Below are 21,838 nucleotides of genomic sequence, written 5' to 3'. Positions count from 1 at the left end.
GAACGGAGATAGAGCCTGATTGAAGGCCGCATCGCGGCGAGGGCGCCGCTCCCACAGTCGAGCGACGCGTGGTGGAGCGCGGATCCCGAGTGCGAGTGACGCGCGGTGGGGTTTTGTGGGAGCGACGCCTCGTCGCGATGCGGCGGTGGAATGAGCGTGGCGGGTGGTTGAGGCCGCATCGCGGCGGGGGCGCCGCTCCCACGGGTGATCGATGCGCGGCTGGAGCGCGGGTCCCGAGTGCGAGTGATGCGCGACGGGGTTTTGTGGGAGCGACGCCTCGTCGCGACGGGGCGGTGGAATGAGCGTGGCGATTGATTGAGGCCGCATCGCGGCGGGGGCGCCGCTCCCACGGGTGAGTGACGCGAGGGTCCCGAGTGCGAGCGACGCGCGGTGGGGTTTTGTGGGAGCGACGCCTCGTCGCGATGGGGCGTTGGAATGAGCGTGGCGGGTGGTTGAGGCTGCATCGCGGCGGGGGCGCCGCTCCCACGGGTGAGTGAATCAGGGTTGGGAGCGTCGCGCCCAACCCTGATTCACTGGCGGTCGCGTGCTTGGCGACCTGGGTTACAGAACAAACGAGCGGCCGGCGTCAGACTGGTCGCCACGGAGCTGTCCAACTGGAGGAGGTAAAAATGAAAATTTCGCGCGTGCTGGCTGTTCTTGCGGCCGGTTTTCTCTGTGTCACCGGCGCCCATGCGGCCGCCGACGGGTCGGATACCGCGATCTGGGGCAAGGTGAAGAACCTGCTGGTCGGCGACCGGACGGTGATCGACGACACCACCGGCGCCGTGGTCGAACTGGAGGCGCCGGTGCGGGCCGAAGATGCGGCGGTGGTGCCGCTGGCGGTGCGCACGAAGGAACTGCCGGGCGGCGTACGGGTGACCCGCCTGCATCTGGTGATCGACGAGAATCCGTCACCGATCGGCGGCACCTTCACCTTCGCGCCGATGGCGGGCCGGGCCGACATCGAAACCCGGGTGCGCATCGAGGCTTACAGCTGGGTGCGTGCGCTGGCCGAAACCAGCGACGGCAAGATCTACATGGCCCGCCGCTACGTGAAGGCGTCCGGCGGCTGTTCCGCGCCAGCCGGAAAGGACATGGAAGAGGCGCTGGCCCGGCTGGGCAAGATGAAGATCAAGCTGGAAGAGGACGCGGTGGCCGCCGGCCGGCCCAACGCCGCCCAGCTCATGATCAGCCACCCGAACAGCTCAGGACTGGCCATGGACCAGGTCACCCGGCTGTACGTGCCGCCGCATTTCGTGCGCCGGGTCGAGGTGAGCTATGGCGGCGAGCCGGTGATGAGCGCCGACGTCGATTTCTCGATCAGCGAAAACCCCAATTTCCGCTTCTGGTTCGTGCCCAAGGGCGAAGGCGAACTGAAGGCGGTGATCGTCGACTCCAAGGATCTGAAGTTCGAGAGCGCGGTGGCGATCAGGCCTGCGCTGCGCGGCAGCTGAGCGCGCCCGGCGCGTCAGCGGAGCAGGGGCGGCGGACGCCGCCCCGGAACGCTTACTTGCTGTTGATGAAGCAGGCCTTTTCGCCCTGCTTGATGATGGCCAGATAGTTCTTGCGGGCGTCCTTCATCTGTTCGGAGTCGCGGAACACGCCGGCCCGTTCGCCACTCATCTGCGAATAGCGGGCGATGCTGGACATGTCGATGAAGTCGTCGTGGCTCAGCTTCTGCGCGACTTCGTCGATAAGGCAGGAGCACTTGTAGAGATACTCATACGCGCCGCCGTGGGTTTTCATGCACTCGAGCACGAACTCGACCCGGGTCTGGGTCGAATAGTCATGCGCCGACGCGATGCCCGGTGCGAGCAGCGTGGCAACGGCGGCGGCAGCAATCTGGAAGCGATGGAATTTCAAGCCGGTTCTCCTCATTTGTTATCGATGTCCCGGGCGGCAGCTGACCGGGGTGTGGCCTTCAGGGGCAGAAAAAAGGCTATCACAGGGGTGAAGACCCCGGTTCCGGCCCCCGAGTTTCGCGGGATTGTTTCCCGTCTGATCTGCGCCGTCATCGCGATTTTCTGTCTTGTGGCCAGCGCGGCCGCGTTCGCCGCGGACAGCGCGCCGCATCTGCCCGAACTTCAGGTCCAGACGCTGGCGCCCGGCGTTCATGTGCTGCGCGCGCCAGGCTTCGAGGTCAATGCCGACAACGCCGGTTTCATCACCAATATCGGGGTGATCGAGGACGCGCGTGGCCTGGTGCTGGTCGGCACCGGTACCAGCCATCGTTTCGCGCAGCACCTGCTGACCTCGGTCGAGCGCCATTTCGGCCGGCCGGTGGTGCTGGCCGTCGTGCTGTACGGCGGCGGCGATCACGTGCTCGGCAACGGCGTTTTCGTGGCACGGGGTGTGCCGGTAGTGGCGCAGACTGAAACAGACCGCTTCATCAGGGCCAGCTGTCACAGCTGTGTCGAGCGTCTGACCGCTGCGCTGGGGGAAAATATGATGTCGAGTACAGAACCGGCACCGGCGACCCTCGTGGTCGAGCGGACAGCCCGGCTGGTCGGCCTGGTGCCCGGCCTGACCCGGCGACTGACGCTGATCCATCTCGGGCATACGTTCCAGCCGGGTGCGTCGGCGCTGTACGACGAACAGAGCGGTACGCTTTTTGCGGGCGAGCTGGGCGCAAGCGGCTATCTGCCCGACCTGTACAACGCGCTGGAAACAGGCTGGCGCGACGCGCTGACCGAACTGGCGGCGCTCGGGGCGAAGCGGGTGGTGCCGGCGCATGGCGCGCCGGGCGGCAGCGAGGTGCTGACCGCACCGAAGCGCTACCTGGAGTCGCTGATCGCGCAGACCGGGGCGCTGTTTGAACAGGGTGTGTCGCTGCAGGAGGCGACGCAGTCGGTGGAAGTCGCGGAGTTCCGCGACTGGTATGGATACGCGGTGTGGCACAGGCGAAATGTGCATTTCGCCTACCTGCACCGCGAGCAGGAAGCGTTCGGACAACGCGGCGAGGCCGCGCCCGGACTGAAAGAAGGACAGCACTGAGCACTGAAGAGGACGCACAAAGAGGCGCCCCCGAGGGCTGTCGGCATCGGGTTCGTGCAGACCGGACGGCGCGTTGTGCGCCATGCCCCGCGCAGGGGTGCCGGATGGACGAAGCTGATGTCGACAGACCCCATAAATCGCGGACACGAGCGAATCGGGAGACCTGACGGAAGTGCACGGGCCACGCGCCCTTCCGTCAGGTCTTCTGACCACGCACAACGAACTGACTGAAGAGGATCACCGTAATGTCGGAACCGTTCTCCATACCGCTGGAACAGATGCGCCGTATGGTCAAGCCCACGCCCAAGGGCCGGGCACTGGACCCGAAGGCGGTCGAGGAGGTGAGCGCGCTGCTCGGAAAGATGCCGCGCCGCCGCGACCTGCTGATCGAGTGCCTGCACCTGCTGCAGGACAACATCGGCGCCGTGCATGCCCGTCATCTGGCGGCCCTGGCAGCGGAACTGAAGATGTCGCAGGCCGAGGTATACGAGGTCGCCACCTTCTATCACCACTTCGACGTGGTGCGTGAAGGCGAGGCCGCACCGCCTGAACTGACGGTGCGCGTGTGCGAAACGCTGTCCTGTGCGATGGCGGGTGCCGACGATCTGCTGGAAAAGCTGCCGGGCATCCTCGGCACCAAGGTGCGTGTCATTCCCGCGCCCTGCGTTGGCCGCTGCGAACAGGCACCGGTGGTAGTGGTGGGCCAGAACGCGCTGGCCGGCGCCACCGAAGCGTCGGTCAAGGCGGCGGTGAAGGCGAAGGAAACCATCCACCCGGCGCCGAAGTACATCGGCTACAAGGCCTACCGCAAGGCCGGTGGCTACGAACTGTTCCGCGATCTGGTCGAAGGCCGTCGCGACCCGGAAACCGTGATCACCGCGATGGAACATTCGGGCCTGCGCGGCCTGGGCGGTGCCGGCTTCCCGGCCGGCCGCAAGTGGCGCATCGTGCGCAACGAACCGGCGCCGCGCCTGATGGCGGTGAACATCGACGAAGGCGAACCCGGCACCTTCAAGGACCGCTGGTACCTCGAACGCGATCCGCACCGCTTCCTCGAAGGCATGCTGATCGCCGCGTACTGCGTGGGCATCGGCGAGGTCTACATTTACCTGCGTGACGAGTACGCCCATGTGCGCGAACTGCTGCAGAAGGAACTGAAGAAGCTGCAGGCGGACCCGCCGTGCGCGCTGCCGCCGATCCACCTGCGCCGTGGCGCCGGTGCCTACATCTGCGGCGAAGAGTCGGCGATGATCGAATCGATCGAAGGCAAGCGCGGCATGCCGCGCCTGCGCCCGCCTTACGTCGCACAGGTCGGCCTGTTCAACTACCCGACGCTGGAACACAACATGGAAACCGTGTTCTGGGTGCGCGACATCGTCGAGAAGGGCCCGGACTGGTTCGCGAGCCAGGGCCGCAACGGCCGCAAGGGCCTGCGCTCGTTCTCGGTGTCCGGCCGGGTGAAGAAGCCGGGCGTGCATCTGGCACCGGCCGGCATTTCGGTCAAGGAGCTGATCGACGAGTACTGCGGCGGCATGCTGGACGGCCATAGCTTCTACGGCTACCTGCCGGGTGGCGCCTCGGGCGGCATCCTGCCGGCGTCGATGGGCGACATTCCGCTCGACTTCGACACCCTGCAGCCCTACGGCTGCTTCATCGGCTCGGCGGCGGTCATCATCCTGTCCGACAAGGACCGCGCGACCGATGCGGCGCGCAGCATGATGCACTTCTTCGAGCATGAGTCCTGCGGCCAGTGCACGCCCTGCCGTGTCGGCACCTCGAAGATGAACACGCTGATCGACAAGCCGGTGTGGGACACCGCGCTGGTCGAGGAACTGTCGCAGACCATGGTCGATGCGTCGATCTGCGGTCTCGGGCAGGCGGCACCGAATCCGGTGCGCTGCGTGGTCAAGTATTTCCCTGACGAAATCAAGTGAAGGGGCGCGACAGAACATGAACGCACCGATTGATCCCGCGATCGCCGCGGAAAGCATCGAATTCACGCTCGACGGCCAGCCGATGAAGGCCCGTGTGGGCGAAACCATCATCCAGGCCGCCGCCCGCCAGGGCGTGGACATCCCGCACCTCTGCTACAAGGACGGCTACCGTCCGGACGGCAACTGCCGCGCCTGCGTGGTCGAGATCGAAGGCGAGCGCGTGCTCGCCCCGAGCTGCTGCCGTGCGCCGACGCCCGGCATGAAGGTGAAGGCCGAGTCCGAGCGCGCGGTGAAGGCGCAGAAGATGGTGGTCGAACTGCTGCTGTCCGACATGCCGGAAAAGACGTACAAGCCGGATTCGGAACTGGCCTACTGGGCCGGCAAGCTGGGCGTGACCGACTCGCGTTTCGAGTCGCGCGAACAGCCGGCGTGCGACGAATCGCACCCGGCGATGAGCGTGAACCTTGACGCCTGCATCCAGTGCAACCGCTGCGTGCGCGCCTGCCGCGAAGAACAGGGCAACGACGTGATCGGCTACGCCTTCCGCGGCTCGTCGTCGAAGATCGTGTTCGACCAGGACGACCCGATGGGCGCCTCGACCTGCGTGGCCTGCGGCGAATGCGTGCAGGCCTGCCCGACCGGCGCGCTGATGCCGGCCGGTGGCGTCGGCATGGTGAAGGCCGACAAGAAGGTGGATTCGGTCTGCCCGTACTGCGGCATTGGCTGCCAGCTGACCTATCACGTCAAGGACGACAAGATCCTGATGGTGACCGGCCGTGACGGCCCGGCGAACGAGGAACGCCTGTGCGTGAAGGGCCGCTTCGGCTTCGACTACGCCCGCCACCCGCAGCGCCTGACCAAGCCGCTGATCCGTCGCGCCGACGCGCCCAAGCACAAGGACTTCGTGGTCGACCCGTCCAACCCGCTGGCCGCCTTCCGCGAAGCAAGCTGGGAAGAGGCGCTGGCGCTGGCCTCGGGCAAGCTGCGCGAAATCCGCGACAGCAAGGGCCCGAACGCGCTGGCCGGTTTCGGTTCGGCCAAGGGCTCGAACGAAGAGGCCTACCTGTTCCAGAAGCTGGTGCGTACCGGCTTCGGCACCAACAACGTCGACCACTGCACCCGCCTGTGCCACGCCTCGTCGGTCGCCGCACTGCTCGAAGCGGTCGGTTCCGGCGCCGTGTCCAACCCGGTGCGCGACGTGCTGCATTCGGAAGTGATCTTCCTGATCGGCTCCAACCCGCTGGTGAACCACCCGGTCGGCGCCACCTGGATGAAGAACGCGGTCAAGAACGGTGCCAAGCTCATCGTGTGCGACCCGCGCCGCAACGACCTGCAGCGCTACGCCACCCACTTCCTGCAGTTCAAGCCGGATACCGACGTGGCCATGCTGAACGCGATGATGCACACCATCATCGAAGAAGGCCTGGTCGACGAAGCGTTCGTCAATGACCGCACCTCCGGCTTCGAAGAGCTGAAGAAGAACGTGGCCGACTTCTCGCCCGAGAAGATGGCGAAGATCTGCGGCATTCCCGCGCAGACGCTGCGCGAGGTCGCGCGCATGTTCGCCACGTCGAAGGCCTCGATGATCCTGTGGGGCATGGGCGTGTCGCAGCACGTGCATGGCACCGACAACGCGCGCTGCCTGATTTCGCTGGTCATGATGACCGGCCAGATCGGTCGCCGCGGCACCGGCCTGCATCCGCTGCGCGGCCAGAACAACGTGCAGGGCGCGTCCGACGCCGGCCTGATCCCGATGGTGTTCCCGGACTACCAGGCAGTCGGCAACCGGACCATCCGCCAGAAGTTCGAAGAACTGTGGGGCACCACGCTGGACCCGAACCCGGGTCTGACCGTGGTCGAGATCATGGACGCCATCCACGACGGCAAGCTGCATGGCTGCTACATCATGGGCGAGAACCCGGCGATGTCCGATCCGGACGTCGACCACGCCCGCGACGCGCTGGCCAAGCTGGACTGGCTGGTGGTGCAGGACATCTTCCTGACCGAAACCGCCTATTTCGCCGACGTGGTGCTGCCGGCGTCCGCCTTCCCCGAGAAGGACGGCACCTTCACCAACACCGACCGTCAGGTGCAGCTGGGCCGCGCCGCGATCAACCCGCCGGGCGATGCTCGCCAGGATCTGTGGATCATCCAGGAAATGGCCCGCGGCCTCGGCCTGGACTGGAACTACAGCGGCCCGAAGGACGTGTTCAACGAGATGCGCAAGGCGATGCACTCGATCGCCGGCATCACCTGGGAACGTCTGCAGGCCGAGCACTCGGTCACCTACCCGTGCGAGAACGAGGGCGACCCGGGCGACGAAGTCGTGTTCATCGACAAGTTCCCGACGCCGAACGGCCGCGCCAAGCTGGTACCGGCCAAGCTCATCACCGCGAACGAGAAGCCGGACACCGAGTTCCCGATGGTGCTCATCACCGGCCGCCAGCTTGAACACTGGCACACCGGCTCGATGACCCGCCGCGCGTCGGTGCTCGACAACATCGAGCCGATCGCCACGGTCACCATCAATCCGGCAGACATGGCCGCGCTCAAGGTGAAGGCCGGTGACGTGATCACGGTCGAGTCGCGCCGCGGCAAGATCGCGCTGTACGCCCGGGTCGACCCGAACGTGCCGGTCGGTGCGGTGTTCATCCCCTTCGCCTATTACGAAGCGGCGGCGAACATGCTCACCAACCCGGCGCTTGACCCCTTCGGCAAGATTCCGGAGTTCAAGTACTGCGCGGTGCGCCTGAAGAAGGGCGGCACGCCGACCCAGCTGTCCACCTACGGCGGCGGCCAGGCCAAGCCGGTCACCGCGTAAGCGGCGGTCGCAGCAAAAGAACCGGGGCCTCGTGCCCCGGTTTTTCTTTGTGGGCGCCACTCGGCCCGATCCGGAGACCCGTTGCGACTTGGCTCACTCCGACATCAATACGCTGAGGGATCGGCTCGGTCCGTCCCCGGAGCCCGTGGGATCGGCTCAATCCGTCCCCGAAGCCCCGTGGGAGCGGCGCCCCCGCCGCGATAGGGCCTCCAATTACGCGCTGTCCCCCGTCGAGGCCGCAATCGCGGCGAGGCGCCGCTCCCACGAAACCCGGGCCATGCCGTCGTCAAGAGCCTGTGGGCGCCGCTCAATCAGCCACCCGAGTTCCGGTGGGACCTGGCTCACACCGACATCAAGATTCTGAGGGATCGGCTCGGTCCGTCCCCGAAGCCCCGTGGGAGCGGCGCCCCCGCCGCGATAGGGCCTTCGATCACGCGCTGTCTCCCGTCGAGGCCGCAATCGCGGCGAGGCGCCGCTCCCACGAAACCCGGGCCGGGCCGTCGTCAAGAGCCTGTGGGCCCGGCTCAATCAGCCACCCGAGTTCCGGTGGGACTGGCTCAATCCGATACCACGCCCCGGCGTTCGCGGCTCGGTCCGTCACCGAAGCCCCGTGGGAGCGGCGCCCCCGCCGCGATAGGGCCTTCGATCACGCGCTGTCTCCCGTCGAGGCCGCAATCGCGGCGAGGCGCCGCTCCCACGAAACCCGGGCCAGGCCGTCGTCAAGAGCCTGTGGGCGCCGCTCAATCCGCCACCCGAGCCCCGGTGGGGCTGGCTCACCCCGACATCAAGATCCTGAGGGATCGGCTCGGTCCGTCCCCGAAGCCCCGTGGGAGCGGCGCCCCCCGCCGCGATAGGGCCTTCAATCACGCGCTGTCTCCCGTTGAGGCCGCAATCGCGGCGAGGCGCCGCTCCCACGAAACCCGGGCCGGGCCGTCGTCAAGAGCCTGTGGGTGGGGCTCAATCCGCTACCCGAGCCCCGGTGGGGCTGGCTCACCCCGACATCAAGACCCTGAGGTCGCGGCTCAGTCCGTCACCGAAGCCCCGTGGGAGCGGCGCCCCCGCCGCGATAGGGCCTCCAATTACGCGCTGTCTCCCGTCGAGGCCGCAATCGCGGCGAGGCGCCGCTCCCACGAAACCCGGGCCAGGCCGTCGTCAAGAGCCTGTGTATCCGCTCAGCCCGTCACGTCCGCTGTGGTCATGCGGCGGCTTTGCAGCACCGTGGCGTCCGAGCGCGGGCGCGTCGGAACACGCCTACTTTCACGGCCGCCAAATCAGCGCAGGATGCGCCCCCGGCGCGGTGATGAAGTATTTCAAGTCACGTCACTGCAACCGTGACGTAGTACTCTGGTGCCAAGTTGCACCGCAGCATGCCTCCGGGCTATTTTCCCGACTGTCACAATTCGTGAGATGGTCGTCGCGACGCCATGAAGGCCATCCGTCACAATTGCGGACCGCTCAGTCTGTCCTCACGCCTGCTTTCCCTGCCACGCCGATGAAGAAATCACTCGTTTCCGCAGTCGTCGCCGCTGTCCTGATGGCTTCGGCCGCTGCAGTTGCAACGGTAATGACACCCACGCGAAAGCTCGCTGAAGCTTTGCCAAAGTTAGATCTTGAAATTGTCATTCCAGATCGCTTTGGTGACTGGACTATGGATAATCGTGCTGTTGGAGGAGTGGTGAATCCTCAACAGACTGAACTGCTGAATAAGCTCTACAGCCAGATTCTGTCGCGAACCTATTACAACTCTCAGGGTTATCGAATCATGCTCTCGATCGCATATGGCGAGAACCAGCGAGAGGGAACCCAATTGCATGAGCCAGAGGTTTGTTACCCAGCACAGGGATTTCAGCTAAGTAGTAGAAAGAAAGGTGAATTGAATACTTCATTGGGTCCAATCAAGGTCAAGCGATTGGAAACGAACTTATCGCAGCAGAGATATGAGCCGGTGACATACTGGACAACTGTTGCTGAAGAAGTCTATGTTGATTCGATAGAGAAAAAAATTGCGGAGATACGCTACGGCCTGAGGGGGGATATTCCAGATGGCTTGCTTTTTCGTGTTTCTTCAATCGATAGAAATTCTAGCCAAGCATATTCAATGCAACAAGATTTTGTAAATAAACTGCTCGAATCTCTACCACCCGACATACGCGTTCGTATCGCTGGGCTGTAAAAGCAGCATAGCTTCCTGTTCCTTTAACAGAGTTAAATATGTCCAAGATCGCACTCATCACCGGCGTCACCGGCCAGGACGGCGCCTACCTCGCTGAATTCCTGCTCAAGAAGGGTTACGAGGTGCACGGCATCAAGCGCCGCACTTCGCTCTTCAATACCGACCGCATCGACCACCTGTACGAAGACCCGCACGTCGATAACCGCAAGTTCATCCTGCACTACGGTGACCTGACCGACTCGACCTCGCTGGTGCGCATCATCCAGAAGGTGCAGCCGGACGAGATCTACAACCTCGCTGCCCAGTCGCACGTGGCAGTGAGCTTCGAAGAGCCGGAATACACCGCCAACGCCGACGGCATCGGCGCGCTGCGCATCCTGGAAGCGATCCGCATCCTGGGTCTGGAAAAGAAGACCCGCTTCTATCAGGCCTCGACCTCCGAGCTGTACGGTCTGGTGCAGGAAATCCCGCAGAAGGAAACCACGCCCTTCTACCCGCGCAGCCCCTACGCCTGCGCCAAGCTCTACGCCTACTGGATCACGGTCAATTACCGCGAGGCCTACGGCATGTACGCCTGCAACGGCGTGCTGTTCAACCACGAATCGCCGATCCGCGGCGAAACCTTCGTCACCCGCAAGATCACCCGCGCCATCGCCCGCATCGCGCTCGGCCTGCAGGACTGCCTCTATCTCGGCAACATGAGTGCGCTGCGCGACTGGGGCCATGCGCGTGACTACATCGAAATGCAGTGGCTGATGCTGCAGCAGGACAAGGCCGAAGATTTCGTCATTGCCACCGGCGTGCAGTACAGCGTGCGCCAGTTCGTCGAATTCGCCGCGGCCGAGCTGGGCATCACGCTGCGTTTCGAAGGCGAGGGCGACCAGGAAGTGGGCATCGTCGCTGCGGTCACCGGCGACCGCGCCAAGGTCAAGGTGGGCGACGTGATCGTGAAGGTCGATCCGCGCTACTACCGCCCGACCGAAGTCGAAACCCTGCTCGGCGACCCGACCAAGGCGCGCGAAAAGCTGGGCTGGACGCCCAAGATCACGCTGCCGGAGCTGGTGAAGGAAATGGTCGAATCCGACTACACCAGTGCCAAGCGCGACGCACTCGTGAAGATGGCCGGCTTCCAGGCCTACGACTACCACGAGTAAGCGGGGCGAGCCTGACATGGACAAGAACGCCCGCATCTACGTCGCCGGCCACCGCGGTCTGGTTGGCTCGGCCATCGTCCGCAATCTTGAGGGCAAGGGCTACGCGAACATCCTGAAGCGCACCCACGCCGAACTCGACCTGACCGACGCCGCAGCGGTCGATGCCTTCTTCGCCGAGCACAGGCCGGAATACGTATTCCTGGCCGCAGCCAAGGTGGGCGGTATCGTCGCCAACAACAGCTACCCGGCCGAGTTCATCCGCGACAACCTGGCGATCCAGACCAACGTGATCCACAGCGCGTGGAAGCACGGCGTGACGCGACTCATGTTCCTCGGCTCCAGCTGCATCTACCCCAAGATGGCACCGCAGCCGATGCGTGAAGACTGCCTGCTCACCGGCCCGCTGGAGCCGACTAACCGACCGTACGCGCTCGCCAAGATTGCCGGTATCGAAATGTGCTGGAGCTACAACCGCCAGTACGGCACGAAATATCTGGCGGTGATGCCGACCAATCTGTACGGCCCGGGCGACAACTACCACCCGGAAAACAGTCACGTCATCCCGGCACTGCTGCGCAAGTTTCACGAAGCCAAGCAGCGCGGAGACAGCGCCGTGACCATCTGGGGCACCGGCACGCCGCGCCGCGAATTCCTCTACAGCGACGACATGGCCGACGCCTGCGTCTTCCTTATGAATCTGGACGACGACAAGTACACAAGCCTGCTCGGCAGCGATGAGTCCAAGACCGGCCGCTTCGAGCCGCCGCTGGTGAATGTCGGCGTGGGCGAGGACGTGACCATCAAGGAACTGGCCGAACTGGTGGGCAAGGTGGTGGGGTTTGAGGGCGAACTGGTGTTCGACACAACGAAGCCGGACGGGACACCGCGCAAGCTATTGGACGTATCGAGACTGCACAGTATTGGATGGGTAGCGCATAAAAAATTGAATGATGGGCTAAACATTGCATACGCTGACTTTAATAGATTCTCCCGTTAGCCATGGTTGACGCTGCTTCCGGACAACTCGCGCAGCGTAGTTTGACTGCAGTGAAGTGGAGCTACTTTGGCGTTCTGGTTCGAGTAATTGCACAGCTTATTGCACAGATCGCACTTGCTCGCATGCTTGGCCCAGAAACCTTCGGGGTTTTTGCTGCTGTATTGCTCGTACTAGGCATTGGGAGTCTATTTGTTGAATCTGGTGTAGGTGCTGTACTGATACAGAGCAAGAGCTTGCCTGAAGGCCACCGTTCTGCGGCGTGTGGAGCTGTTCTCATCAATGCATTAGTCGTTTCGGCAACGGTCATTTTGCTAAGAGATCCACTTGCCATTTTCTTTTCCGAACAAGCTCTTTCTGAAGTTATCGGATGGGTCTGGCCCGCCTTCTTTCTTCATGCTCTTTCAATAGCGCCAATGGCGCTATTACGCCGAGATCTTGATTTTAAATCAATACAGATTATCCAGGTGCTTAGCTACTTGATAGGGTTTCTGTGTGTCGGAGTGCTGGCTGCTTGGATAGGTGCCGGTGTATGGAGCCTTGTCGCAGCATGGCTAACACAAGCTACTGTAACAGCGGTGCTGGCCAATTACCGGCGCCCTTGTTTCCCTAGATTTTTCAAGTTGAAAGAAGGGCTTTGGATGCATCCATTCGGAGTTCGTGTTCTGTTGACAAACCTTGTGAACTGGTTCATCGAGAATGTCGACAATGTAATTGTCGGGCGTTTCTTTGGTTCTGCGTCATTGGGGCTGTATTCGGTTTCTTATAACTTTGTGAGAAATCCGACCAATCATCTCGTTACAAGCCTTCAGGCGGTTCTCTTTCCCGCAAGTGCTCGCAGTCAAGATGATAACACTCGTTTGGTTCGCGCGTATTTGACCGCTGTTTCAGGGGTGGCTTTAGTTGCTTTCCCCATCTTCGTTACCGTTGCCGCCTTAAGCGAATCCGTGACGTTAGCTGTATTTGGTGATAAGTGGTCAGGGGCTGCATCTGTCTTGATTCCTCTTTCCTTGGCAATGCCTCTCCATGCTCTGATGGCTGTAGCTGGGCCTGTACTCTGGGGAAAAGGGGCTGCTGGGCTTGAGTTAAAGGTTCAGGCGTTAACCGCAGTTTTGTTTGCTTTCTCTCTGGCTTGGGCTTCTGGGATCTCGCTACTAATGGTTGGTTGGGTCGTTTTTTTTGTTTATGCGCTTCGTTTTGTCTTTATGTCTTGGGTGTTGGCAAGGTCAATCACCATTGGGTTTTCTGATCTTTTTAAGGCGATTTTTGGCGCAGTTTTCTTGTCGGTTATGGTTTCAATTTTGGGCTTTGTTTTTGATCAGTCGATTGCTGATCGACAGGTTTTACAGAGATTTTTTCTAGATATTTTTATCTGTGCAGTATCCGCCGTTGCATTGCTTCTGCTGTTTCCGCGTTTTTTTATCTCGGAATTCATTAGAGATTTGATTCGGATGTCTTTTAATGGAAAGGCTTCAGGGGTGAATAGATTTATTGGAAGGCTTTAAGTGCACGTTGGATTGATAGCTCCGTTTTCTAGTGAAGACATTCCATGGGTTAATGACGGGGGCGAAAGAAGTATTCCTGTGGGTTATCGAGGGGCGCCTTTTGTTGCATCGATTGCATTGGAGCTTGCGTCTAGAGGTATTTCTGTTACGGTTTTCACTTCGGATTCGAGTTTAAGTCATGGTGCAGAGGTTTTTGAGGAAAGTGGGCTGAGGATCGTTTTTTGTCCTGCTAGAAAAAGAGCTTGGGGGTTTGATGGATGGAGGGTTGGGAGAGCTCTCGATTTATTTGCTTTTGAAAGATCTTGTCTTCTTGAGGAGATAAAACGTTATTCTCCTGATGTGCTGCATGCGCATTGGGGGTATGAGTTTGCTCTTTCTGCGATTTCGTCAAGAGTCCCATCTGTTATTTCACTTCATGACTCTCCTCGTGATGTATTTTTTCATACAAAAAGCCTTTACAGGCTTTTTAGGTGGGCAATGACTCTTAAGACGATGCGGTCAAATTGTATTTATACAGCACCGTCACCGTATCTTTTTGAGAAGTTAGGGTTGAAGGAGCAATCGTGCTCGAAGGTTGTTCCTAATCCTGTGGGGCAATTGCCTATTTCATTAGGACGGATAAGGCCGGCTCCGAAGTCCCGTCGTGTTGTGATGGTTTGTAATGGTTGGGGGGGGTTGAAGAATCCTCAGGTGGCACTTAGAGCGTTTAAATTGTTTCGGTTATCTTTTCCCATTGCGGAATTGCATCTTTACGGGGTAGGGTTCGAGCAGGATGGGTTTGGCCATCTTTGGTCAAAAAGAAATGGCCTTGAAAAAGGATGTTTCTTTCATGGCCCAAAAAAGAACGAAGAACTAATCTCTTCCCTAGATATGATGGATGTGCTTCTACACACGTCACGAGAGGAGTCTTTTGGTGTTGTTATCGCAGAGGCGATGGCGCTAGGACTTCCCGTTGTTGCGGGTGAGAATAGTGGCGCAGTGCCTTGGGTGATGGGAAAGGGAGCGGGAGGAGTGGCAGGAGCATTGGTTGATGTTGAAAGTCCAGTGTCTGTTGCTAACGGCTTGGAAGTTGCATTCGGAGAGTCATACGAGACCTTCTCCGCCTTCGGTTTTGATCGAGTTCGGTCAAAGTTTTTGAGGTCTGTTGTTGTAGATGAATATTTGGCCTTGTATCAATTTGCCTTAAAAAAGGTGGGTGATGGATTTTTATATTCGAATTAAAGAGGCCGTCGGGAGACGATGGTGGACTTTGGTTTCGAAGTTTTTTTTCCTAGTATCAAAGGTGGAATCTGGTCGAGACTGTCTTGTGTATGGATTTCCTCTGATAAGTCTGTCAAAGAATGGTGCGGTTGAATTAGGGGATCGCGTGGTGATGTGTTCATCGTCCACTTATACGGCGCTTGGTGTGTCAAGGAAGATAATAATTAGAACGGTGCTTCCTAATGCAAAGGTGTCGATTGGTGACGATACCGGGCTTAGCGGTACGGTTATCTGTTCAGCCAAAAGCATTTTGATCGGCAAGCGCTGTCTTATTGGGTCAGATGTGAAGATATTTGATACGGATTTTCACGCGATATCGCCAGAAGGTCGTCGATATAAACCGATCAGCGATGCTGTTAGTGCCCCTGTTGTGATTGAGGATGATGTTTTTATTGGAGCGGGGGTTATGGTGCTGAAAGGCTCGCATATCGGCCGAGGGAGTGTGATTGCTGCTGGTTCAGTCGTCAGTGGAATCATTCCTCCCATGGTGATTTGTGGAGGGGTTCCTGCAAGGGTGCTTCGAGATATCTGATTGCGGATATATATAAAATGATTACGGCAATCTTTTTGGCGCTTGCGGTGTTGTTTGCAGTTGGATCTGCTTTTGTATTGTCCTTCGCAGCTATCCGTCTGTCTGTGTCGTTGCGACTAGGTATATTCTTTGTTCTCGGCCTTTTTTTGGTTGAGACCTGGTTCGTGCAACTTCCAGCATTTAGTCTTGGATTGAATATTTATCCACAGGATTTGCTGTTCTTGGGATTGGCTGTAATTGGGGCGGGAAGGGTGGTTTTTGGGACAAATAAGTGTCTTCCTCAAACCGGTTGGATACTGTTTGGTTTTATGCTTTTTGTCTCCCTTGTAATTGGATATGCCCAGTTTAAAACAAAGGCTGGCGTCGACTTACGTCCGACGTTTTATTTTTGGTCAACTGCATTTTTTATATCAACTTTTAAAGTTGGTTTCGATGAGGCTACGCGAATTTTAAAGATGTATGCGTGGGTCGGCGTTTTGGTGCTTCTTATAGTTGTCTATCGTTGGTTGTCCGATGCGTTGGGTATCGGGTCTGTGCGGTTTGATCAGATTGGTGCAGGAAAGCCTCTGCGTGTGCTTACCGCCGGTCAGACGTATTACTTGGCAGAGATGGTGTTGTTTTTTGCCTACATGTTTGCAATGCGTGGAAAAGAGCAAGCAAAAAAATGGCCCTGGATGGTGGTTCCATTTGGATTGGCTGTTTTGCTACTTCAACATAGAAGTGTATGGGTTGCGACATTAGTCGGCCTCTTGGTTATTTATATTGGGGCTCCACAATTAAGAGAACGTTTTAGGTCATACGCGCTTGTAGGGACGGCTTGTGGTGTGTTTCTTCTTGTTCCCCTTTTGGCGGCAGGGTTTTTGGACCCTGTTGTTGATGCTCTCGGTGAGTCAGTACAGGAGGCATTCCAGACTCGGAATAGTACATTCACTTGGCGTCTGCAAAGTACCCGGGAGCTTTTCATGCAATGGCTAACAGGCGGGCCAAAGGTGCATCTCATCGGGAAGCCATTTGGTTCGGGATATGAACGCTATTTGGAAGATTTGGGGCATGTGACGGACTACAGTCCTCACAATCTTTATATACAGATGTTGTTGCGGGTTGGTTTGATCGGAACTTTCGGTCTCCTCCTGGCTTATGTGGCAACCGCGCTGGATATGTGGAAGCGTCGATTCGAAGACGTCGGCGACAGTCCGATTTCGCCTACCCCTTGGGCTGCCGTACTGGTGTCGAGCCTCATTTTCTTCTATCCGTATGGCGCCCATTTTGTTCAAGGCCTTTTCTTAGGCCTCGCAATAGCACTCTATCGCGGAAAGGAAAAGGAGATTCCTGCCGCAATTCGTGTGGCAATGATGCGAGATAAGGAACTTTCAAATGCTTGAGGTGGCTTCCGGATTTCGGTTGTCTGTCATTTTGGCTTGCCATAATAGGAAGCTTAAAACGCTTGCATGTTTGCAGGCTGTTATTGACCAGGTCGGTCATTTGGGGAGTCGGATCAGTGCGTGCCGTATTGTTCTGGTGGACGATGGCAGCACTGATGGAACCGCTGAAGCAGTCCGATTGAGTTTTCCGCAAGTACAGATTGTGGAGGCCGACGGTTCGCTCTTTTGGTGCCGTTCTATGCATTTGGCGCAAACTTATGCCTTTGGGCCTGATGTGGATTTCTTGCTTTGGCTGAATGATGATACAGATCTGGATTCTGATGCGTTAGTAAGAGTTTTTAATTCTTACGATAGCTTGCTCGAAAAAACGGGAAAGCCTGTGGCTCTTGTTGGCAGTCTTCGCGATCCCGTCAGTAACCGGACTACGTATGGTGGGTTGTATCGAGCTCGTTGGTGGCAGCGGACGAAGTTGAAATTAATGGAGCCGGGTGATGCTCCATTGCGTGCAGTCTCAATGAATGGAAATTGTGTTCTGTTGCCCGCAGAGATCGTTAACTCCGTAGGCAATTTTGATGAGCGTTTTGAGCATGCGATGGGGGATATGGACTACGGCCTTAGAGTGATTGAGGCCGGTTATGAACTGTGGGTTATGCCTGGGTTTGTAGGTAGTTGCGGTCGAAATTCAACGGCCAAGACATACTTGGATAAATCAATTGGCTTTCGCCAGAGATGGAAGCATATCGTTTCCGCAAAGGGTTTGCCACCACGCTCTTGGTACTATTTTACTCGCAGGCATGTAGGAGTTTTTTGGCCCGTCTATTGGGGCTGGCCGTATGTACGCCTCGTTTTGTCTGCTCTTTTTTCGGCGTTTTCTCGTCAACGTGGATGAGAGCGAGCTTTTACTTTATTTTCGCTTTAGCGGTTGGAGTCTTACTTCCAGCCGCTGACTCTACTTCTTCGGAAAAGATATCTAATTCACTAGGACGATTGGTAGAGCGAGAGTACTTCGGAGGACATTTCTTCTATACCGCCGCCGATATGCGATGGTCCGGAGAGACGTCAACTAGATTGCCTGAAGTTGTCGGTTCTTGGCGTCTCTGGGATGCCTACGGAACAGAATGGCGAGATCTTGAACCGGAAAAAGGTACTTGGCGGTTCGACTATCTAGATCGCTATGTAAATCAAGCTGAAGCACGAGGGATGAAGGTGATGCTCACGTTGGGGCAGACGCCTCGTTGGGCTTCCTCTCGGCCAGATGAGCAGACTGCCTCTGGATTTGGAAACGCGGCAATGCCAAGAGATATTGCCGACTGGCGAAATTACATTAAAGAGGTTTCTCGGCGTTATAAAGGGCGAATTCAAGCGTATGAAATATGGAATGAGCCTGCGTTTTCCGATACTGATCCTGCCCCTTCTTCCATAAGAAAGGCTGGGTATTTTTACGGCTCTGCGGCAGACATGGCGTTGCTTACCAAAGAAGCAGCTTCTGTTATTCGTGGCATTGATTCTGATGCACTGGTGGTTAGCTCATCAATTGTGGGGCATCATCACGGGGTTAGACGCTTGGAGGCATTGTTGAAAGCAGGCGTCGCTCAACATGTTGATGTTATCGGCTTCCACTTTTATTTTGTAGATACAACAGCTCCAGAGGAGTTGCCCCGGTTGGCAGCTAGGGTTAAAGAGACCATGCGCAAGTATGGGGCTGAAGGCCTTCCGCTCTGGAATACTGAGTCGGGACTCGTCATTCAGACTCGAGGCAAGCCGGTAAAAGCCTTAGAGGCTGGAGGGAAGGGGGTCCTTTCCAAGGTCTTGTCGGAAGATGAGGCGGTTGACTCCCTGTCTAGACTGCTATTGCTTGGATTGCATTCTGGGCTGCAGCGTTATTACTGGTTTGCATGGGATAGCTACAGCATGGGGTTTCTTTCATCTGAAAGGCCGCGTTCCCAGACGCTTCCTGGTTTTGCATTTGGAAAACTCGCTCGTTGGACTGTGGGGAGCTACTTTGAGGGATGCTCACGCACGGGAGATGCTATATGGAGATGCCAGTTTAGATCTGGAAAAGGCGCTCGAAGAGCTGAGATTTCGTGGAGCGAAAATGGTGATGGAAAGTATGCATGTCCTTTCGAAAACGCTTGCTATGTTGAAGAGATTGTTTCAACTTCATCTACAGCCGAGCCTTTGAGGTTTGTCTCGGTTAAGCAGCGGCCGGTTCTTGTTAGGGATTCCTCCACGCCGTGGGCTCCAGGCGAGTATTGATTCGGAGTGTTTCTTTAGATGCGTAAGGTAACCATACTGCAGTACAGGCTTTTTCATTATAGATTAGAGCTTTTTGAAAGGTTGCGAGTCCTTTGTAGTCAGAAGGGTATCGAGTTGAATGTCGTTTATGGCCAAGCGTTTGGAAAAGAAAAGCTAAAGAATGATGTGGGTGACCTTCAATGGGGGAGAAGGGTTGAGAATAGGTACTTTCCTGTAAAGGAAAAAAAAGATCTTTGCTGGCAGCCCATGCCCGAAGATTTGAAGGATTCAGAATTGGTGGTGTTTATGCAGGAGAATCGCCTTCTGTCAAACTACTATTGGATGTTGAAAAGATGCGTCGGCGGCCCGAAAGTTGCGTACTGGGGGCACGGCAGGGATTTTCAATCTAATGCTGTTGGTGGCGTTAGAGAGAGGTGGAAGCGCTTTTTTATAAATCAAGTTGACTGGTGGTTTGCTTATACTCAGATGACTGTCGAGCATATCTCCGAGGCTGGCTTCCCAAAGGATCGGATTACCTGCCTGAACAATGCGATTGACACCGCAGGCTTACGGCGTGATGTTGAAGGTGCGTCAGAGGCGATGGTGGGTCAAATAGCTTCTGATTGCGATATTCGTCCTGGAGCGCCTGTTGGTTTGTTTTGTGGTTCTCTTTATCCGGATAAGCGACTGGGTTTGCTTGTTGATTCTTCTGATATTATTCATGATCGGTTTCCGGATTTTAGGTTGATAGTCATTGGTGATGGACAAAGTGCGCCATTCATTAAGGAAGCTGCAATGTCGCGTCCTTGGATGCAATGGGTTGGAGTCAAGCGGGGGGCGGAAAAGGCTGCTTATTTTAAGGTTGCCAGCTTTGTCATGAATCCTGGGGCTGTGGGATTACATGTACTGGATGCCTTTGCGGCTTCTTTGCCCATGATATCGACCCGCGATGCCAAGCACGGGCCGGAAGTTGCGTACCTTGTTCATGATGAAAATGGCTTGCTTACCGAGAATGATCCAGAGGCATATGCTGATGCGATCGCCTCAATGATTCTGGACCGTGATTTTTATCTGCGTTTGGCCACGAATGCAAGATTGCGTGGAGATGACTATACCGTCGATGCAATGGCCAGAAATTTTGCTGACGGTATTGAGCGATGTATTGCTAAGCAATGAAATGATTGGCGGGGTTTTTTTGTGAAAATCGCTGTTCTTGGGCTCAGAGGGTTTCCTGATATTCAAGGGGGGGTTGAGAAGCACGCTCAAAGCCTTTATCCAAGGCTCGTACGGAAAGGGCATGAGGTTCACGTGGTTTGTCGATCTAGATACGTTGGTGAGAACATGCCTAGGTCTTGGTGCGGAATTGCGATGCACAGGGTTTGGTCCCCTTCTTCGAAAGGCCTTGAAGCTGTTGTTCATACCTTTCTTGGTTTGATCTATGTGGTTTTTTTTGTTCGCCCTGATGTGCTTCACATTCACGCGATCGGCCCATCGCTATTTACTCCGTTTGCTAGGTTCTTTGGTTTGAAGGTTGTTGTGACTCATCATGGTCCAGACTATGATAGACAAAAATGGGGTTGGGCTGCAAAAACAATTCTCCGCCTAGGTGAATGGGCTGGTGTTCGTTTTTCAAATGCTTTGATTGTTATTTCTGATGTAATTAAGAAATCCGTTTTCGACAAATTTTCGGTGGCCGGGTTTCTCATCCCAAACGGTGTTGAGGTGTCTCCTGGTCAGTCCGTGGATCCTGCTTTTCTTGATAGATTTTCAGTTGAATATCAGCGGTATTTTGTTTTGGTTAGCCGCATGGTTCCGGAGAAGCGGCATGCTGATTTGATTAATGCGTTTAAGAAGGCAGCGTTGCCCGGGTATAAGCTTTTGATTGTTGGTGGGTCTGATCATCCAGATGATTACGAGAGGGAGGTTCTGTCTCTCGCTGCTCAAACCCCCGGAGTTGTTTGTACAGGTGTTTTAAGTGGGAAAGCTCTTGCGGATGCCTATGGTCACGCAGCTGGCTTTGTGTTGCCGTCGACTCATGAGGGGTTGCCGATAGCGTTGTTGGAAGCCTTATCTTTTGGCTTGCCTGTTCTGGCAAGTGATATCCCAGCAAACTTGGCGGTTGGCCTTGATCAGGGGAGCTATTTCAAGGTATGCGATCTGGATTCGCTAGAACAAGGGCTGCATCGTCTGTCTTCGAGCTCATTGACAGCTGAAAGTAAAAAAGCAAGACAAAATTGGGTGTCTGAGCGTTTCGATTGGGATGTCGTTGCGGAAAGGACTGATGAGGTTTTCATTGGAGTGGGGTGAGATCTCCGAGTGAAATCCCCATCGGGTATGGTGGTCGTTTGAAAACTCGCTTTTCTCTGTTTGTCCTTATTGCTGTTTTGGCTTTTTGGGCAGGTCTGGCCAACGCGGCGCTTTTGGATATTCAGTTGCTGGACGACGTGACGGGGGCGGGGATTGCCAACGTTGAGATCCATGCCTATGAGCGGATGGCCGACGGAAGCGAGGCATGGAAGGCGAAGCACGTCTCGGATGCAGGCGGTCGAGTGAGCTTCGACCTGGAAGGTCTGGGCGCGGGACGGACCTATTTCGCCCGAGCCAAGCCGTTCGGGATGTGGGTGAGCAGCGCGCCGATCACCCGAACCGGCTGGTTCGGATTCACTGTTGGGCGATTGCAAGTCCAGGTCATAGATGGCCGTACGGGTCTTGGTTCTGCAGGGCAGTCAATCACACTGAAACGCTGGCAACCGGATGGCAATCACCAAGTAGTGATGACCGCTGTCACGGACGGGTCGGGCTGGGTCAAGCTGGACCCGGGCGGAGTGGGGACCGAGCCATACGTAGTGAGCGC

At 57.2% G+C, this 21,838-nt stretch carries 17 protein-coding genes; 16 read left to right on the top strand and 1 reads right to left on the bottom strand.

The genetic code is table 11. The features are described from left to right. The first annotated feature begins 629 nt into the window (after window positions 1-629). Window positions 630-1,454, top strand: a complete 825-nt coding sequence (locus tag METUNV1_RS06650) for a quinoprotein dehydrogenase-associated SoxYZ-like carrier (RefSeq protein ID WP_008060103.1) — start codon at window positions 630-632, stop codon at window positions 1,452-1,454. Window positions 1,455-1,506: 52 nt separating this feature from the next. Here the strand turns inward: METUNV1_RS06650 and METUNV1_RS06645 are convergent, their stop codons facing one another. Next, window positions 1,507-1,863, bottom strand: coding sequence for a hypothetical protein (locus tag METUNV1_RS06645; protein WP_008060098.1), 357 nt, complete (start codon window positions 1,861-1,863; stop codon window positions 1,507-1,509). On the opposite strand from METUNV1_RS06645, the gene METUNV1_RS06640 reads away from it, so the two are divergent. From METUNV1_RS06640 to METUNV1_RS06570, 15 genes are all read left to right on the top strand, one after another. Then, window positions 1,852-2,994 (top strand): MBL fold metallo-hydrolase, encoded by a 1,143-nt coding sequence (locus METUNV1_RS06640; protein WP_232416240.1) that lies wholly within the window; start codon window positions 1,852-1,854, stop codon window positions 2,992-2,994. The two genes, METUNV1_RS06645 and METUNV1_RS06640, sit on opposite strands and share 12 nt — an antisense overlap. A 245-nt stretch (window positions 2,995-3,239) precedes the next feature. Then, the gene (locus METUNV1_RS06635; protein ID WP_008060095.1) at window positions 3,240-4,928 is read left to right on the top strand and encodes an NAD(P)H-dependent oxidoreductase subunit E; all 1,689 of its coding nucleotides are present in this window, start codon (window positions 3,240-3,242) and stop codon (window positions 4,926-4,928) included. A gap of 16 nt (window positions 4,929-4,944) precedes the next feature. Continuing rightward, on the top strand, window positions 4,945-7,749 hold the full coding sequence (fdhF, locus tag METUNV1_RS06630; protein ID WP_008060093.1) for a formate dehydrogenase subunit alpha: 2,805 nt from the start codon (window positions 4,945-4,947) through the stop codon (window positions 7,747-7,749). 1,492 nt (window positions 7,750-9,241) lie between these two features. After that, entirely contained in the window at window positions 9,242-9,922 is a 681-nt protein-coding gene (gene epsI, locus METUNV1_RS06625) for an exosortase-associated protein EpsI, B-type (RefSeq protein ID WP_081471333.1), read from the top strand. Window positions 9,923-9,960: 38 nt separating this feature from the next. Next, window positions 9,961-11,076 (top strand): GDP-mannose 4,6-dehydratase, encoded by a 1,116-nt coding sequence (gene gmd, locus METUNV1_RS06620; RefSeq protein WP_008060091.1) that lies wholly within the window; start codon window positions 9,961-9,963, stop codon window positions 11,074-11,076. Between the two features lie 16 nt (window positions 11,077-11,092). Then, window positions 11,093-12,073, top strand: a complete 981-nt coding sequence (locus tag METUNV1_RS06615) for a GDP-L-fucose synthase family protein (protein WP_008060089.1) — start codon at window positions 11,093-11,095, stop codon at window positions 12,071-12,073. A gap of 50 nt (window positions 12,074-12,123) precedes the next feature. After that, the gene (locus tag METUNV1_RS06610; protein WP_232416343.1) at window positions 12,124-13,575 is read left to right on the top strand and encodes a lipopolysaccharide biosynthesis protein; all 1,452 of its coding nucleotides are present in this window, start codon (window positions 12,124-12,126) and stop codon (window positions 13,573-13,575) included. Next, on the top strand, window positions 13,576-14,796 hold the full coding sequence (locus tag METUNV1_RS06605) for a glycosyltransferase family 4 protein (protein WP_081471331.1): 1,221 nt from the start codon (window positions 13,576-13,578) through the stop codon (window positions 14,794-14,796). Beyond that, window positions 14,774-15,367, top strand: coding sequence for an acyltransferase (locus tag METUNV1_RS06600; protein ID WP_081471330.1), 594 nt, complete (start codon window positions 14,774-14,776; stop codon window positions 15,365-15,367). Before METUNV1_RS06605 ends, METUNV1_RS06600 begins: the two co-directional genes overlap by 23 nt. A 17-nt stretch (window positions 15,368-15,384) precedes the next feature. Beyond that, a complete protein-coding gene (locus tag METUNV1_RS06595; protein WP_081471329.1) occupies window positions 15,385-16,749 on the top strand; it encodes an O-antigen ligase family protein in 1,365 nt (454 codons plus the stop codon). Further along, the gene (locus tag METUNV1_RS06590) at window positions 16,742-17,638 is read left to right on the top strand and encodes a glycosyltransferase family 2 protein (RefSeq protein WP_081471328.1); all 897 of its coding nucleotides are present in this window, start codon (window positions 16,742-16,744) and stop codon (window positions 17,636-17,638) included. The genes METUNV1_RS06595 and METUNV1_RS06590 overlap by 8 nt, the downstream gene beginning before the upstream one ends. Before the next feature lie 179 nt (window positions 17,639-17,817). Then, on the top strand, window positions 17,818-19,005 hold the full coding sequence (locus tag METUNV1_RS06585; protein WP_158005292.1) for a cellulase family glycosylhydrolase: 1,188 nt from the start codon (window positions 17,818-17,820) through the stop codon (window positions 19,003-19,005). Between the two features lie 18 nt (window positions 19,006-19,023). Further along, window positions 19,024-20,160, top strand: a complete 1,137-nt coding sequence (locus METUNV1_RS06580; RefSeq protein WP_008060087.1) for a glycosyltransferase family 4 protein — start codon at window positions 19,024-19,026, stop codon at window positions 20,158-20,160. Window positions 20,161-20,181: 21 nt separating this feature from the next. Further along, window positions 20,182-21,291: a glycosyltransferase family 4 protein gene (locus tag METUNV1_RS06575; RefSeq protein ID WP_051165273.1), complete on the top strand. Its 1,110-nt coding sequence runs from the start codon at window positions 20,182-20,184 to the stop codon at window positions 21,289-21,291. Beyond that, a partial coding sequence (locus METUNV1_RS06570; protein ID WP_139026304.1) for a hypothetical protein occupies window positions 21,288-21,838 on the top strand: 551 nt, incomplete at its 3' end. The genes METUNV1_RS06575 and METUNV1_RS06570, both read left to right, overlap by 4 nt.

The organism is Methyloversatilis universalis FAM5 (assembly GCF_000214035.2).
GTDB classification, from domain to species: domain Bacteria; phylum Pseudomonadota; class Gammaproteobacteria; order Burkholderiales; family Rhodocyclaceae; genus Methyloversatilis; species Methyloversatilis universalis.
Note: the sequence above shows the minus strand (reverse complement) of the source record. Positions and strands in the feature narration are given on the sequence as shown.

What these genes read in the sequence shown, in the direction of transcription:
- METUNV1_RS06650 (WP_008060103.1), top strand. Translation starts at nt 630, where the DNA reads ATGAAAATTTCGCGCGTGCTGGCTGTTCTTGCGGCCGGTTTTCTCTGT.
- METUNV1_RS06640 (WP_232416240.1), top strand. Translation starts at nt 1,852, where the DNA reads ATGGAATTTCAAGCCGGTTCTCCTCATTTGTTATCGATGTCCCGGGCG.
- METUNV1_RS06635 (WP_008060095.1), top strand. Translation starts at nt 3,240, where the DNA reads ATGTCGGAACCGTTCTCCATACCGCTGGAACAGATGCGCCGTATGGTC.
- fdhF (WP_008060093.1), top strand. Translation starts at nt 4,945, where the DNA reads ATGAACGCACCGATTGATCCCGCGATCGCCGCGGAAAGCATCGAATTC.
- epsI (WP_081471333.1), top strand. Translation starts at nt 9,242, where the DNA reads ATGAAGAAATCACTCGTTTCCGCAGTCGTCGCCGCTGTCCTGATGGCT.
- gmd (WP_008060091.1), top strand. Translation starts at nt 9,961, where the DNA reads ATGTCCAAGATCGCACTCATCACCGGCGTCACCGGCCAGGACGGCGCC.
- METUNV1_RS06615 (WP_008060089.1), top strand. Translation starts at nt 11,093, where the DNA reads ATGGACAAGAACGCCCGCATCTACGTCGCCGGCCACCGCGGTCTGGTT.
- METUNV1_RS06600 (WP_081471330.1), top strand. Translation starts at nt 14,774, where the DNA reads ATGGATTTTTATATTCGAATTAAAGAGGCCGTCGGGAGACGATGGTGG.
- METUNV1_RS06595 (WP_081471329.1), top strand. Translation starts at nt 15,385, where the DNA reads ATGATTACGGCAATCTTTTTGGCGCTTGCGGTGTTGTTTGCAGTTGGA.
- METUNV1_RS06590 (WP_081471328.1), top strand. Translation starts at nt 16,742, where the DNA reads ATGCTTGAGGTGGCTTCCGGATTTCGGTTGTCTGTCATTTTGGCTTGC.
- METUNV1_RS06580 (WP_008060087.1), top strand. Translation starts at nt 19,024, where the DNA reads ATGCGTAAGGTAACCATACTGCAGTACAGGCTTTTTCATTATAGATTA.